Annotated in this window: 12 protein-coding genes; 4 read left to right on the top strand and 8 right to left on the bottom strand. The window is 66.5% G+C overall.

What is annotated here, in order from left to right; all coding sequences use genetic code 11:
* Window positions 1–5: 5 nt before the first annotated feature.
* From SNE35_RS13320 to gyrA, 5 genes are read right to left on the bottom strand one after another with little or no spacing between them, the layout of a single operon-like run.
* Window positions 6–878: a prephenate dehydrogenase gene (locus tag SNE35_RS13320; protein WP_320423400.1), complete on the bottom strand. Its 873-nt coding sequence runs from the start codon at window positions 876–878 to the stop codon at window positions 6–8.
* Window positions 879–891: 13 nt separating this feature from the next.
* Window positions 892–2,019 carry a prephenate dehydratase gene (gene pheA / locus SNE35_RS13315; RefSeq protein ID WP_320423399.1) on the bottom strand — a complete coding sequence of 376 codons (1,128 nt, stop codon included), beginning with the start codon at window positions 2,017–2,019 and terminating at the stop codon, window positions 892–894.
* Window positions 2,012–3,091: a 3-phosphoserine/phosphohydroxythreonine transaminase gene (gene serC / locus SNE35_RS13310; RefSeq protein WP_320423398.1), complete on the bottom strand. Its 1,080-nt coding sequence runs from the start codon at window positions 3,089–3,091 to the stop codon at window positions 2,012–2,014. Before serC ends, pheA begins: the two co-directional genes overlap by 8 nt.
* Before the next feature lie 13 nt (window positions 3,092–3,104).
* The gene (locus SNE35_RS13305) at window positions 3,105–3,734 is read right to left on the bottom strand and encodes a DUF2059 domain-containing protein (RefSeq protein WP_320423397.1); all 630 of its coding nucleotides are present in this window, start codon (window positions 3,732–3,734) and stop codon (window positions 3,105–3,107) included.
* A gap of 9 nt (window positions 3,735–3,743) precedes the next feature.
* Window positions 3,744–6,380, bottom strand: a complete 2,637-nt coding sequence (gene gyrA / locus SNE35_RS13300) for a DNA gyrase subunit A (protein ID WP_320423396.1) — start codon at window positions 6,378–6,380, stop codon at window positions 3,744–3,746.
* A 272-nt stretch (window positions 6,381–6,652) separates the two neighbouring features.
* Between gyrA and ompA the strand changes: the two genes are divergently transcribed.
* From ompA to SNE35_RS13280, 4 genes are all read left to right on the top strand, one after another.
* Entirely contained in the window at window positions 6,653–7,315 is a 663-nt protein-coding gene (gene ompA / locus SNE35_RS13295; protein ID WP_320423395.1) for an outer membrane protein OmpA, read from the top strand.
* 177 nt (window positions 7,316–7,492) lie between these two features.
* On the top strand, window positions 7,493–8,326 hold the full coding sequence (locus SNE35_RS13290) for a DNA ligase (protein WP_320423394.1): 834 nt from the start codon (window positions 7,493–7,495) through the stop codon (window positions 8,324–8,326).
* Between the two features lie 82 nt (window positions 8,327–8,408).
* A complete protein-coding gene (locus tag SNE35_RS13285; RefSeq protein ID WP_320423393.1) occupies window positions 8,409–9,371 on the top strand; it encodes a GGDEF domain-containing protein in 963 nt (320 codons plus the stop codon).
* 91 nt (window positions 9,372–9,462) lie between these two features.
* A complete protein-coding gene (locus SNE35_RS13280) occupies window positions 9,463–9,762 on the top strand; it encodes a flagellar basal body rod protein (protein WP_320423392.1) in 300 nt (99 codons plus the stop codon).
* A gap of 18 nt (window positions 9,763–9,780) precedes the next feature.
* Here the strand turns inward: SNE35_RS13280 and SNE35_RS13275 are convergent, their stop codons facing one another.
* The 3 genes from SNE35_RS13275 to mltB form a co-directional block, all read right to left on the bottom strand.
* Window positions 9,781–10,422: a sensor histidine kinase gene (locus tag SNE35_RS13275; protein WP_320423391.1), complete on the bottom strand. Its 642-nt coding sequence runs from the start codon at window positions 10,420–10,422 to the stop codon at window positions 9,781–9,783.
* On the bottom strand, window positions 10,422–12,038 hold the full coding sequence (locus SNE35_RS13270) for a response regulator (RefSeq protein ID WP_320423390.1): 1,617 nt from the start codon (window positions 12,036–12,038) through the stop codon (window positions 10,422–10,424). The genes SNE35_RS13275 and SNE35_RS13270 overlap by 1 nt, the downstream gene beginning before the upstream one ends.
* A 79-nt stretch (window positions 12,039–12,117) precedes the next feature.
* Window positions 12,118–13,209, bottom strand: coding sequence for a lytic murein transglycosylase B (mltB, locus tag SNE35_RS13265; RefSeq protein WP_320423389.1), 1,092 nt, complete (start codon window positions 13,207–13,209; stop codon window positions 12,118–12,120).
* Between the last annotated feature and the right edge of the window lie 3 nt (window positions 13,210–13,212).

Here is a 13,212-nt window from a genome sequence, read left to right as displayed (position 1 = left end):
GCCGGTCAACGGCGCGGGGCGCCCATCTGCCAGTTCGCGCGCCCGTCGGAAATCTGGCGGATGCGATCCTCCAGTTCGGTGGCGTCGCCGGACTTGAGCAGGGCTTCCAGTCCGTCCAGCGCCTGGCGGAACAGTCGTGACTGGGCCAGCACCTCGGTCTTGTTGGCCATCAGGATGTCGCGCCAGACCGAGGGCTCGCTGGCGGCGATCCGCGTGAAGTCGCGGAAACCGGGGCCGGCGAGGCTCAGGTAGTCGCGGCCGGCCGGCTGCGCGGCCACCGACTGGAAGAAGGCATAGGCGAGCAGGTGCGGGAAATGGCTGACGGCGGCGAAGGCCGCGTCATGGTTCGCGGCGGACATCTTCAGCACCTGCGCGCCGAGTGCGGACCAGACGTCCGTCGCTTTCTGCACGAGGCCGGGCGTCGTCTCGGGCAGCGGCGTCAGGATCACCTGGCGGCCCTTGTAGAGCTCGGCTTCGGCATGCTGGACGCCGCCGCTCTCCTTGCCTGCGATCGGGTGCGCCGGCACGAAGCCGGGCAGGGCCTTGCCGAGCGAGCGGCGCGCCGCCTCGACGACATCGCATTTGGTCGAGCCGACGTCCATGAAAAGCACGTCGGCCTTGAGGATGTGCCGCACGGCCTTCATTGTCGACTCGGTCGCAGCGACCGGCACGGCCAGCAGCACGATGTCCGAGCCGGACACGGCCAGCAGCGCCGATTCGGCGATCACGTCGATCACACCGAGCTTCTTGGCTGTCTCGGTGGTGGACGGAGACTTGCTGTAGCCGACGACACGCCGGACCAGGCCGGCCTTCTTCATCGCCAGCGCGAAGGAGCCGCCCATCAGGCCGCATCCGATCACGCCGAGTTGCTGGTACATCTGGAAATCCTTGTCAGGCCTTCACGGGGTAGGCGCCGATGACCTTGTAGAACGCGCAGATCTGCTTCAGCTCGGCCAGCGCGGCCGCCACATGGGGCTGGCCCGGGTGGCCGTCCAGGTCGATGTAGAAGTAGTACTCCCACTGGCCGTTGCGGGCCGGGCGCGATTCGAGGCGCGTCATCGAGACGCCGTGCGTCTTCAGCGGCACCAGCAGGTCGTGCATCGCGCCGGGACGGTTCGCCACGGAGACGACGATGCTCGTGCGGTCGTTGCCGCTGGCCGGCGGCAGTTCCATCGTCTGCGGCAGCGTGATGATCGCGAAGCGGGTGCGGTTGTAGGCCTCGTCCTGGATCGCGTGGGCCACGATGTGCAGGCCGAACAGCGTGGCCGCGCGCTCGCTGGCGAGCGCCGTCCAGGCCGGGTTCGTTGCGGCCAGCCGCGCACCTTCGGCATTGCTGGAAACGGCGCGCCGTTCGGCGTTTGGCAGGTGCTTGTTCAGCCAGTTCTGGCACTGGGCCAGCGCCTGCGGATGCGCGAGCACGGCCTCGATGTCTTCCAGCGAGTCTTCCTTGCGTAGCAGGTTGTGGCGGATCAGCAGGCTCACCTCGCCGACGACATGCGTGGGCGTGTGCAGGAACAGGTCCATCGAGCGCGTGACCACGCCTTCGGTCATGTTCTCGACGCCGACGACGCCATACTGGGCGCTGCCGCCGGCGGTGGCGTGGAAGACCTCGTCGAAGCTGGAGCAGTAGATCAGGTCGGCGGCGCCGCCGAAGTATTCGATCGCAGCCTGCTCGCAGAAGGTGCCGACCGGGCCCAGCACGGCCACGCGCTGCGGCGATTCCAGCGCCAGGCAGGCGGACATGATTTCGCGCCAGATCGCCGCCACATGCTCGCTCTTCAGCGGGCCGGGGTTGGCGTTCTTAATCTTGGCGATGACCTGGGCGACGCGGTCGGGGCGGAAGAAGGGCGTGCCGTCGCGGCGCTTGAGTTCGCCGACCTGCTCGGCGACGTGGGCGCGCTCGTTCAGCAGCGTCAGCAGTTGCTTGTCCAGCGCGTCGATCTGCTGGCGCAGGCTCAGCAACTCCGGCGTGGCGACGGGTTCAGGGAGTGGGGTTGTCGGGGTGGCGTCTTCAGCCATGTTGCTTCTCGAAGTCCTGAAGGTAGCTCACGAGCGCTTTCACGCCCTCCAGCGGCATCGCGTTGTAGATCGATGCCCGCATGCCGCCCACCGACTTGTGGCCCTTGAGTTGCAGCAGACCGCGTTCCTTGGCGCCGGCCAGGAACGCATCGTTCAAGCGTTCGTCACGCAGGTAGAACGGAATATTCATGCGCGAGCGGCAGTTCGCCGGCACGCGGTTGTCGTAGAAACCGGAAGCGTCGAGCGCTCCGTACAGCAGTGCGGCCTTGTCGATGTTGCGCTGCTCGATCGCGGCCACGCCGGTCTTGCCGGCATAGCTGAAATCCTTCAGCCACTGGAACACCAGGCCGGCGATGTAGATGCCGTAGGTGGGTGGCGTGTTGAACATCGAGTCCGCTGCCGCCACCGTGGCGTAGTTGAACGCGCTGGGGCAGATCGGGAGCGCTCGACCCAGCAGATCCTCGCGGACGAAGACCAAGGTGACGCCGGCCGGGCCGACGTTCTTTTGCGCACCGGCGAAGGCCAAGCCCACGCGCGACCAGTCGATGAAGCGCGACAGCACGTGCGACGAGCAGTCGACGACCAGCGGCACGCTGCCGCTCAGTTGCGGCAGTTCGTGGAATTCGATGCCGTCGATCGTCTCGTTCGAGCAGATGTGCAGGTAGTCCGCGTCGTCGCGCCGTTGCCATTGCTCGACCGGGGCAAAGCCTTCGGCGACGACCTTGACGTCGGCATAACGCGCCGCCTCGACGGCGCTCTTCTTCGACCACGAGCCGCTGACGACGACGTCGACGCGGCCGGTGCGCGCCAGGTTCATCGGCACGATGGCGTTCTCGCCGAGACCGCCGCCCTGCATGAACAGGATGCGGAAGTTCGGCGGTACGGCCAGCAACTCGCGCAGGTCGCGCTCCGCCGCTTCGTAGATCGAAATGAATTCCCGTCCGCGATGGCTCATCTCCATCACGCTCATGCCGCTGCCGTGCCAGTCCAGCATCTCGGCGGCCGCTCGCGCCAGCACTTCTTCGGGCAGGGCGGCGGGGCCGGCGGAGAAATTGAACGGACGGGAACTCATTCGATCGACGGAATTACTTCTTGGCGGGGGCCTTGGCGGGAGCCGTGGAGGCGGGTGCCGAGGCTGCGTTGGCCGGGCGCGGCTGGATGCCCAACTGCTTGGCGACCGAGGCTTCCAGTGCGCGGTACTTGGGTTCCAGGATCGACTTCGTGTCGTTGAACATCTTCGGCGGCAGCGCATTGCCCATCTCGATGGCCGATTGCTGGTACTTCTTGCTGACTGGCGACTCCAGCCACGAGATGATGGCCTTCAGTTCGTCTTCGCTGAAGCGCTCGTCGATGACGGGCGTCCAGGTCGGGGCGGCGACCTTCTGACCGCGATCCTTCAGCGTCGCGACGGCCTCTTCGGCGAACTTGTCCATCTCGGCCTTGATCGACTTGGCCAATGCCTCGCGCTTGTCGGCCGGCTGCTGCGACAGCGCCTGATTCGCTGCCTGGGCGACACCCGACAGCATCTGCTGGACGATGCCCTTGGCGATGGTTTCGATGCCGGGCTGCTGGATCTGGATCAGCTTGTTGATCAGCGCCAGCTTGGCCGGCGCGATCGCCGGGGCCGATGCAGCCTGAGCCAGCGCGCTGCCGGCAGCGACGATCAGCGCGGCGGCGATCAGGCTCTTCTTCATCATCATCTTCGCTTGAATCATGGTCGAGGTTTATTCCTGGTTCGAGGAGTCTTCATCGGCGGAGCCAGGAGCGGCACCGTCGTCGGAGGCAGAGTCCGCCGCATCGTTCTCGACGATGCGCTGCAGGCCCGAGAGCTTGGCACCGTCGTCCAGCGCGATCAGCGTCACGCCCTGCGTGGCGCGGCCGAGTTCGCGGATCTCCGACACGCGGGTGCGTACCAGCACGCCCTTGTCGGTGATCAGCATGATCTCGTCGTCGGCGTGAACCAGCGTGGCCGCGACGACGCGGCCATTGCGCTCGCTCTGCTGGATCGCGATCATGCCCTTGGTTCCGCGACCATGTCGTGTGTATTCTGTGATGGCCGTGCGCTTGCCGAACCCGTTCTCGGTGGCGGTCAGCACGCTCTGGTTCTCGTCCTCGGCCACCAGCATCGCGATCAGGCGCTGGTGTTCTTCCAGCATCATGCCGCGCACGCCGCGCGCGGTGCGGCCCATCGGGCGCACATCGTCCTCATCGAAGCGCACCGCCTTGCCGCCATCGCTGAACAGCATCACGTCGTGCTTGCCGTCGGTCAGCGCGGCGCCGATCAGGTGGTCGCCCTCGTCGAGGTCCACGGCGATGATGCCGGCCTTGCGCGGGTTGCTGAAGTCCTTCAGCGAGGTCTTCTTGACCGTGCCCATGGCGGTGGCCATGAAGATGAAGTGATCTTCGGGGAAGGTGCGGAATTCACCGGTCAGCGGCAGCACGACGGTGATCTTCTCTTCCTGCTGCAGCGGGAACATGTTGACGATCGGCTTGCCGCGCGAGTTGCGCGAGCCCTGCGGCACCTCCCAGACCTTCAGCCAGTAGACGCGGCCGCGGTTGGAGAAGCACAAGATCCAGTCGTGCGTGTTGGCGATGAAGAGCTGGTCGATCCAGTCGTCTTCCTTGGTCTGCGTGGCCTGCTTGCCGCGGCCGCCGCGCTTCTGCGCGCGGTACTCGCCGAGCGCCTGGCTCTTGATGTAGCCGGTGTGGCTCAGCGTGACGACCATGTCGGTCGGCGTGATCAGGTCCTCTGTGCCGAGTTCCTGCGCGTTGTGCTCGATCACCGAGCGGCGCGCGCCGAGCTTGGTCTGGCCGAACTCCTGGCGCACGGCGATCAGTTCCTCGCCGATGATGACGGTGACGCGCTCGGGCTTGGCCAGGATGTCCAGCAGGTCGGCGATGACGGACATCACTTCCTTGTACTCGCCGACGATCTTGTCCTGCTCCAGGCCGGTCAGGCGCTGCAGACGCATTTGCAGGATCTCGCTGGCCTGGTCGTCGGAGAGGCGATAGAGGCCGTCTTCCTGCATGCCGTAGATGGCCGGCAGGCCTTCGGGGCGGTAGGCCTCGCGGCCGCCTTCGACGCGGCTCAGCATCTCGCGCACCAGACCCGAGTCCCAGCTCTTGCTCATCAGCGCCGCCTTGGCGACCGGTGGTGTGGGCGACTGCTTGATCGTCTCGATGAACTCGTCGATGTTGGCCAGCGCCACGGCCAGACCTTCCAGCACGTGGCCGCGATCGCGCGCCTTGCGCAGCTCGAACACCGTGCGACGGGTCACGACCTCGCGGCGGTGTTCCAGGAAGACGGTGATCAGGTCCTTCAGGTTGCAGAGCTTGGGCTGGCCGTCGATCAGCGCCACCATGTTCATGCCGAAGCTGTCCTGCAGCTGCGTCTGCTTGTACAGGTTGTTCAGCACCACTTCGGGCACTTCGCCGCGCTTCAGCTCGATCACCACGCGCATGCCGGACTTGTCCGACTCGTCCTGGATATGGCTGATGCCCTCGATCTTCTTCTCGTGAACCAGCTCGGCGATGCGTTCCAGCAGCGTCTTCTTGTTCACCTGGTAGGGGATCTCGTCGACGATGATCGCCTGGCGCGCGCCCTTGTCGATGTCCTCGAAGTGGACCTTGGCGCGCATCACGACCTTGCCGCGGCCGGTGCGGTAGCCGTCGCGCACGCCGGCCAGGCCGTAGATGATGCCGGCCGTCGGGAAATCGGGCGCCGGCACGATTTCCATCAACTCGTCGATCGAGCAATCGGGATTCTTCAGCGCATGCAGGCAGGCATCGACAACCTCGTTCAGGTTGTGCGGCGGGATATTCGTGGCCATACCCACGGCAATACCCGACGAGCCATTGACCAGCAGATTCGGCAGGCGCGCCGGCAATACCAGCGGTTCCTGATGGCTGCCGTCGTAGTTCGGCCCGAAATCGACGGTTTCCTTGTCGATATCGGCCAGCATTTCGTGGGCGATCTTGTCGAGGCGGATTTCGGTATATCGCATCGCCGCGGCGTTATCGCCGTCGATCGAACCGAAATTGCCCTGGCCATCGATCAGCATGTGCCGCAGGCTGAATGGCTGCGCCATGCGGACGATCGTGTCGTAAATCGCCGAGTCGCCGTGCGGGTGGTACTTACCCATGGTTTCACCGACCGCCTGTGCCGACTTGCGGTACTTGGCGTTGTAGGTGTTGCCCATCTCGTTCATCGCGAACAGCACGCGGCGATGGACCGGCTTCAGGCCGTCACGGGCATCGGGGAGGGCGCGGCCCACGATCACGCTCATCGCGTAGTCGAGGTATGACCGCCGCATTTCCTCCTCGAGGCTGATGGGCAAGGTTTCTTTGGCGAACTGGGTCATGCGATCGTGCGAGGTTCGCGCGGTTGCGGGCGCAACTGCGTCGTTTAGGGCAAGCTCGTCATTCTAGGGCCACGCTGCTGTAGCAGCCGAGCAACAGCCGCCGCAAGAGCGTCACGCTGCACCGCCACAATGCAAGCCGCTCCGTGCCCCCGTGGCACAATCGATGAGTCCCTAGGAGAAACCCGTATGAAAATGTTTCGTCGGAAGTCTCCGAAGGTTTTGGTACCTGGACACTCGCAGGGCAACTGCAGCCATCCTTGAGAGGAGAATCAATGAAGAAACTGACCCGCGTGGCGACGCTTGCTTCCGTCGCTGCCGCCGCTGCTCTCGCAGCGTCGGGCGCATTTGCGCAGCAGACTATCGATAACTGGCGCTCGACCGATGGCACCGTCTGGAAGAACGGTACCAACGAACTGTGCTGGCGCGACGCCTTCTGGACGCCGGCCACGGCTGCTCCGGGTTGCGACGGCGAGATCAAGCCGGCTCCGAAGGCCGAGCCGGCACCGACTCCGGTCGCTCCGCCGCCGGCCGCTCCGGTCGAAGCTCCGAAGCCCCCGCCGCCGCCCCCGGCGCCGGTCAGCGAGAAGGTTACCTTCGCCGCTGATGCGTTCTTCGACTTCGACAAGTCTGTTCTGAAGCCCGAAGGCATCGCCAAGCTGGATGACCTGGTCTCCAAGACCGGTGGCATCGCTCTGGAAGTCATCATTGCCGTGGGTCACACCGACTCCGTTGGCACGGATGCCTACAACCAGAAGCTGTCGGTGCGTCGCGCTGAAGCCGTCAAGGCCTATCTGGTGAGCAAGGGCGTCGAGAAGAATCGCGTCTACACCGAAGGCAAGGGCGAGAAGCAGCCGGTCGCCGACAACAAGACCGCCGAAGGCCGCGCGAAGAACCGTCGCGTCGAGATCGAGGTGGTTGGTACGCGCAACAAGTAAGTTGCGCAAGACGCCGGGCGGCCTTACCGCCGCCCGTTCGTCAAGCCCCGTTCTGGCGATGCCGGACGGGGTTTTTTACGCCCGTACGCGCCGCACGCTGCACAGAATTCCTCGCATCCAGCACAGATGTCGAGGAGCTTCAATATGCGCAAACGCCAGTTCACAAGCGCGGCAGCATTGCTGACGGCCGGCGCCTTCGCGGCGTCGCTGTTTTCACGGAGCGCGCTGGCCAAAAAGGGCGCCGAGCCCGCGCTGCTTCTGGCGCAGAAGGCACCCGATGACCTGGACGTGAGCCGCTACCTCGTCAGCGAGAAGTTCGACGGCGTGCGTGCTTACTGGGATGGCCAGCACATGTGGACGCGCCAGGGGCAGCCCATCGCGGTGCCGGCGGATATTGCCGCGCAGTTGCCGGCAAAGGCGCTGGACGGCGAGCTCTGGATGGGCCGTGGCCGCTTCGAAGAAACCTCCGCCGCCGTGCGCCGCGCCGAGCCGCGGGCGGCCGAGTGGGCGCAATTGCACTACATGGTCTTCGAGCTGCCCGCGGCGCCTGGCAGCTTCGAGCAACGCTACGCCGCGCTGCGCGAACTGCTGGCGAGCCCGATCTGGCCGGGCCTGCGCGTGGTCGAGCAGGTACGCGTCGGTGATCGTCATCAGCTCGATGCGCGCCTCGCCGACACGGTGCGCGGCGGCGGCGAAGGACTAGTGCTTCACGAGGCCTCCGCACCCTATCTCAGCGGACGCAGTCCGGCGTTGCTGAAGCTGAAACCGCAGGATGACGACGAGGCGGTCGTCATCGCGCATGAACCGGGCGAAGGACGCTTCCACGGCCTGATGGGCGCCTTGCTGGTGCGCAACGCTGCTGGCAGGACCTTCCGGATCGGCACCGGTTTCAGCGAGGCGCAGCGCCGCTCGCCGCCGCCGGTAGGGGCAACCATCACCTACCGCTATCGCGGACTGACGAGCAGCGGACTGCCGCGCTTCGCAAGCTTCCTGCGGCAGTCCGAGTCCTGACGCGCGAGACGTCGTTTCGGGTTTTCTGTGTAGCCTTAGTCTTGGACACCTGCCATAGTCGCAACTGTCCCAGGAGAAGCTGATGCAGCAAGCAATGCCGCCCGAACCGAACGAGACCGCGGAGTCGGTACAGACCAAGATGCAGGACCGCATGCAGGCCGTGCTGACCCGAGCGCCGACCGCCATGGGCTTCGTCCGCGAGGGGCGTTTCGCGCTGGTCAGCGATCCTCTGAACCACCTGTTCGGTCATGGCGATGAAGAGGGCGGGGGCGAACTGGTTGGCCGCGAGATTCGCAGCGTGCTTGTCTCCGATGCCGCGCATGCTGGATTGCTGGAGCGCACGGCTGCCGCCTTCGCGGCCGGTCGTCCTTTCGACGAGGAAATCGAATGCGTGCGCAGTGACCGTTTCCGTTTCTGGGGCCGCTTGCAGATCAGCCCGCTGGACTGGAACGAGCCGGCCGGCGAAACCTTCTGGATCGTCGACGACGTGACCGTTGCCCGCCAGGCCCGGCTCGCGCCGACCTGGACCGCCAAGCATGACGCGCTGACCGAGTTGGCCAACCGCCGCGAATTCGAACGGCGCCTGTCCACTCACGTCGGCAGCCGGCGCCTGGAACCGGTGTCGGTGCTGTGGGTGGATGTGGACAAGTTCGGCGAGGTGATCCGCGCGATGGGCACCGAGGTCGGCGACCATTTCCTCTACGGGCTGGGCCAGTTGCTGATCACCAAGGTCCGCGCGTCCGACCTGGTCTCGCGGCTGGAAGAAGATCGCTTCGCCGTGCTGCTGCCGAACTGCGATCTGCACTATGCGCAGATCGTCGCCGAGAAGATGCGCTCGGCCGTGGCCGGCTACCGGCTGCGCTGGGGCCTGCACCGCACGCGCGTCAAGGCCTGCATCGGCGTCGTTCAGCTGCAGGAGACGCTGGAGACCGTCGACGCCGTGATGGGCGCCGCCGAACTGGCCTGCGCTGAGGCGAAAGCGGCCGGCGGCGACAGCGTGCGGGTGTTCGTTTCCTCGGGCGGATACGAGGAATTGGCCGGTTAGGCAGGTATCCAGCCGGTTCTGGTGCGAAGAATTGACGGATTTTTCTCCCCCAGTTCCCCCGTTTGAAGCTGATTTAGGCGATAGTCGGGGCATGTCTCCCGACCTGTCCACCGCGCTTTCCGGCATTTCGGCCGCCAACGAGCGTCTGCGCGCGTCGGCGAGCAATATCGCGCGGCTGTCGACCGGCAATAACGCGCAGCGTGAGCAGGTCGACCAGAGCAGCGTGCTCGGCGGCGGCGTCAGCACCACGACCCAGGTCGTGAACCAGCCGGTAGAAGCCTCGAACGAGATCGTCGAGCAGCAGTCCGCCACCTACGCCTACGTTGCGAACCTCCGCGTGCTGCAGACCCAGTTGCACACCGAAGGCTCGATGCTCGACATTCACGCCTGACGGCACCGCGCTGCCCGTTCAGGGCAGGTGCAACTCGAACACCGCTCCGCCATCGCGCTCGCTGCGAAGCGTGCAATGGCCCTTGAGGCCTCGATTTCGGTGCGCCGCGGCCACCGCTTCGCAGACGCGCAGGCCCAGCCCCGTCGAACTGGCGCCTGGCATGGCCTGGACGCCCGGCCCGTCGTCGCGGATGGAAAAGCAGATGCCGCCGGCCGTGGCGCTCGCGCCCAGCGTGATTCGGCTGCGGGCGAAGCGCAGTGCGTTGTACAGCGCCGAGTCGAGCGCCAGCAGCACCAGGTAACGGTCGTAGAACCAGAAGCCCGGCGCGCCCGCGGCATCCACCAGCACCTCGACGCGACCGCCGGCCAGCGAGAGCGCATCGGCCTGCAGTTCCTCAAGTAGCAGCGCCGGCGTGTCCTCCTGCGTATCGGCGCGCAGGCCCCCGGGCGCGGCGGCGCGGCGCAAGGTCAGGTACTCGACCAGCTTGTGAGTGACGGTGCTGGCCTGTTCCCGCGCGGACAGCGCGTGGCGGCGAGCCTCGGGCGGCAGATCCTGCTCGTTCAAGGTCGCCAGTTCGCTGTCGAGTATGGCGAGGCGGTTCTTCAGGTCGTGGATCACCGCGGCATCGAGCTGCGCCGCGAGCATGGACTCGTCGGCCATCAGAGCGCGCCCACTCGCTCGCGGAAGAAGCGGCGCGCAGCGGCCACCCGATCATGGTCGGGGTTGATGCCTTCCAGCCGGGTCAGCAACTCGCGAGCGCGGTCCGCGTGTGTACCGTCATCGCTGCGCTTCATCGCGATCAGGTGCAGCGTGCACAGTTCGATCTGCACCGTGAAGTGCTGCGGCGACATCGACAGCGCTTCCTCGCCCACGGTGAGCGCCCTGGCCAGATCGCCGCTGCGCTTGGCCGCCTGCAACTGTTGCAGCGTGCCCTCCAGCACCTTGCCGGCGGCGGCCACCTGGTCACGGCATTCGGCTTCCTTCGCCGAGCCCGCGGCGGCGCGCATCGCGGCGGCCAGCATCATCGGCCGGTCGCTGTTGTTGCGCGCCACCTCGATGATCAGCTGCTGGCCGAACTCATCCTGACCGGCCGCCAAAGCCGCCTTCGCCAGCACCAGCTTGCCGTTCTCATCCAGATTCACCTCGTCCGCGTGGCTCTTCAGCTCGTCCATCAGTGCGGTCGCGGCGGCCTCGTTGCCGAGCTTGCTCTGCGCTTGCGCGCTCAGCGCCTTGGTGAGGAACTGAGTGCTCGTCTGGTCCGGAAAACGCTTGGCGGTTTCACCGGCGAGCGTCAGGGCCCTCTGGGCCTCTCCGCCGTTGACCAGCGCCTGGCTCAGCAGCAGCGGCTCGTTCGGCGTCGGGGTGACGGCATACCGGCTCTTGGCGACGGCCGTCTCCAGCGCCTTGATCGCCAGTTCGTTCTCGCCGACGACCAGGGCCACCGCGCCGAGCTTGAGCTTGCGCTTCGCGTTTGGCACGAGGTCAGCGATCTTGCGCGCCAGGTCCAGCGTCTGGGCCTCGTCGCCGGCGTCTTCGGTGATTTCCATCAGCGTGTCGTAGGCCGCGGCGTAGGAGGGCTGGTCGATCGTCAATCGCTTCAGCAGCTTCTGCGCCTCGGCTGCCTGGCCCTGCGCTCGCAGCGCCTGCGCGCGGCCGAGCTGCGCCCAGGCCAGCTCGGAATTCATCGAGAGCATCTGCTCGTAGAGGGCGTGTGCCTCCTCGAAACGAGCCAGGCGCATCAGCGCGTGCGCCTTCTGGCGGTGCCCTTCCACGCTGAGCGCGTCGCTGCGTTGCGAATATGCATCCGCCACTGCCAGCACATAGTCCCAGCGCCGCGAGTCGACGGCCATCAGCAGCGGCGCCAGCGCCTGCTTGCGGGCCGACAGCGACTCGATGTAGCGCGACAGCAGCTGGTCGGTGAACGGCTTGACGATGTAGCCGTCCGGCATGTAGTCGCCGGCGGCCAGGATGTCGGCCTTCAGCGAGTTGGCCGTGATGAAGATCCAGGGCACGACCGGCGTCAGCAGGCGGCCGCTGCGCGCGGCCTCCAGCAGTTGCTGGCCATCCGTGCCCTCGCCGAGGTTGTAATCGCTGAGGACGAGGTCGATCTGGTCGCTCTTCATCGCGCGGATCGCGTCCGCTGCATTCGCCGCCATCACGACGCTCTTGATGCCGAGCCGATACAGCGACTCGCGAATGATCTGCCGCACCTGCTGCTGATCGTCGACGACGAGGACCTTCAGGGCCGAAGTGGGCTTCGGCTGAACTGCCGCCATGCGCTAGCTCCCCACTGCGCTCGCCTGGAGCGTTAGCGCCGACTGTAAGGCAATCCGGGCGGGCTTCGGCCGTGACCGTTCAGCGGGCCGCGCGCAACGCCGCCAGGCTGCGGCCGAGCTCGACGACGGCCATCGCGTAGTAGGCCGACCAGTTGTAACGCGTCAGGGTGTAGAAGTTCTCGGTGCCGAGCACGTAGGTCGGCCGCTGTTTGGCGCCGTTCTGCAGCTCGACGACGGCCAGCGGGCCGAGGTGCTCGCGCGCCACGTCGGGCAGCGCCAGTCCCGCTGCCTGCAGCTCGGCGCTGCCGAAAGTGGGCTTGATGTCCGGCAGCAGTAACTGCGCCGGCATGCCGCCGGTGGGCGCCGAGATCGTGTAGCTCACCGGCATGTCGCGCTTCCAACCATGCTCGGCCAGGTAGTTCGCCACGCTGCCGATCGCATCGGCCGGCTCGGCGACCAGGTCGACGTGGCCGTCGCCGTTGAAGTCGATCGCATAGCGGTTCCAGCTGCCCGGCATGAACTGCGGCAGGCCCATCGCGCCGGCGTAGGAGCCCTTGACTGAGAACGGATCAAGGTGCTCGCGCCGGCACAGCTTCAGGAACTCCGTCAGCTCGCCGCGGAAGAACTCGCTGCGGTCGCTGCGGCCCGTGGGGAAATCGAAGGCCAGCGTGGCCAGCGCGTCGACGACGCGGAAGCCGCCCATGATGCGGCCGTAGAAGGTCTCGACGCCGATCAGGCCGGCAATCACCTCGGCCGGCACGCCGAATCGCTGCTCGGCCTGCGCGAGCGCCGCCTCGTTCTCGGCCCAGAAGGCCAGGCCCGCCTGCAGCCGCCGCGGCTCGACGAAACGGGCGCGGTAGGCCGCCCAGTCCTTCGCCGCGCCGCTGGGTGCCGGCATGATCAGCCGCTGCACGACCGGCAGCGACTGCGCCTGCGCCAGTTGCCCCTGCAACTCGGCCGCGTCCCAGCCCTGCGCTGCGGCGAGTTCGGCCGCGTAGCGCATCATGTCCTCGCGCGGGCCGAAGGCGTGGCCGGGCTTGTCGCGCGGCGCAGCGCTTGCGGCCTTCTTTGCGGGCGTGCGATGGGTCTTGCGGTGTTCGGCAGCCTGGACGGGCAGCGAGATGGCTGCGGAGAGGAGGAGTAGGGTGGCGATTCGAGACGGGAACGGCATCGA

Source organism: Roseateles agri (genome assembly GCF_034043675.1).
Classification (GTDB): domain Bacteria; phylum Pseudomonadota; class Gammaproteobacteria; order Burkholderiales; family Burkholderiaceae_C; genus KK5.
This window is presented reverse-complemented; position numbering and strand designations above follow the sequence as displayed.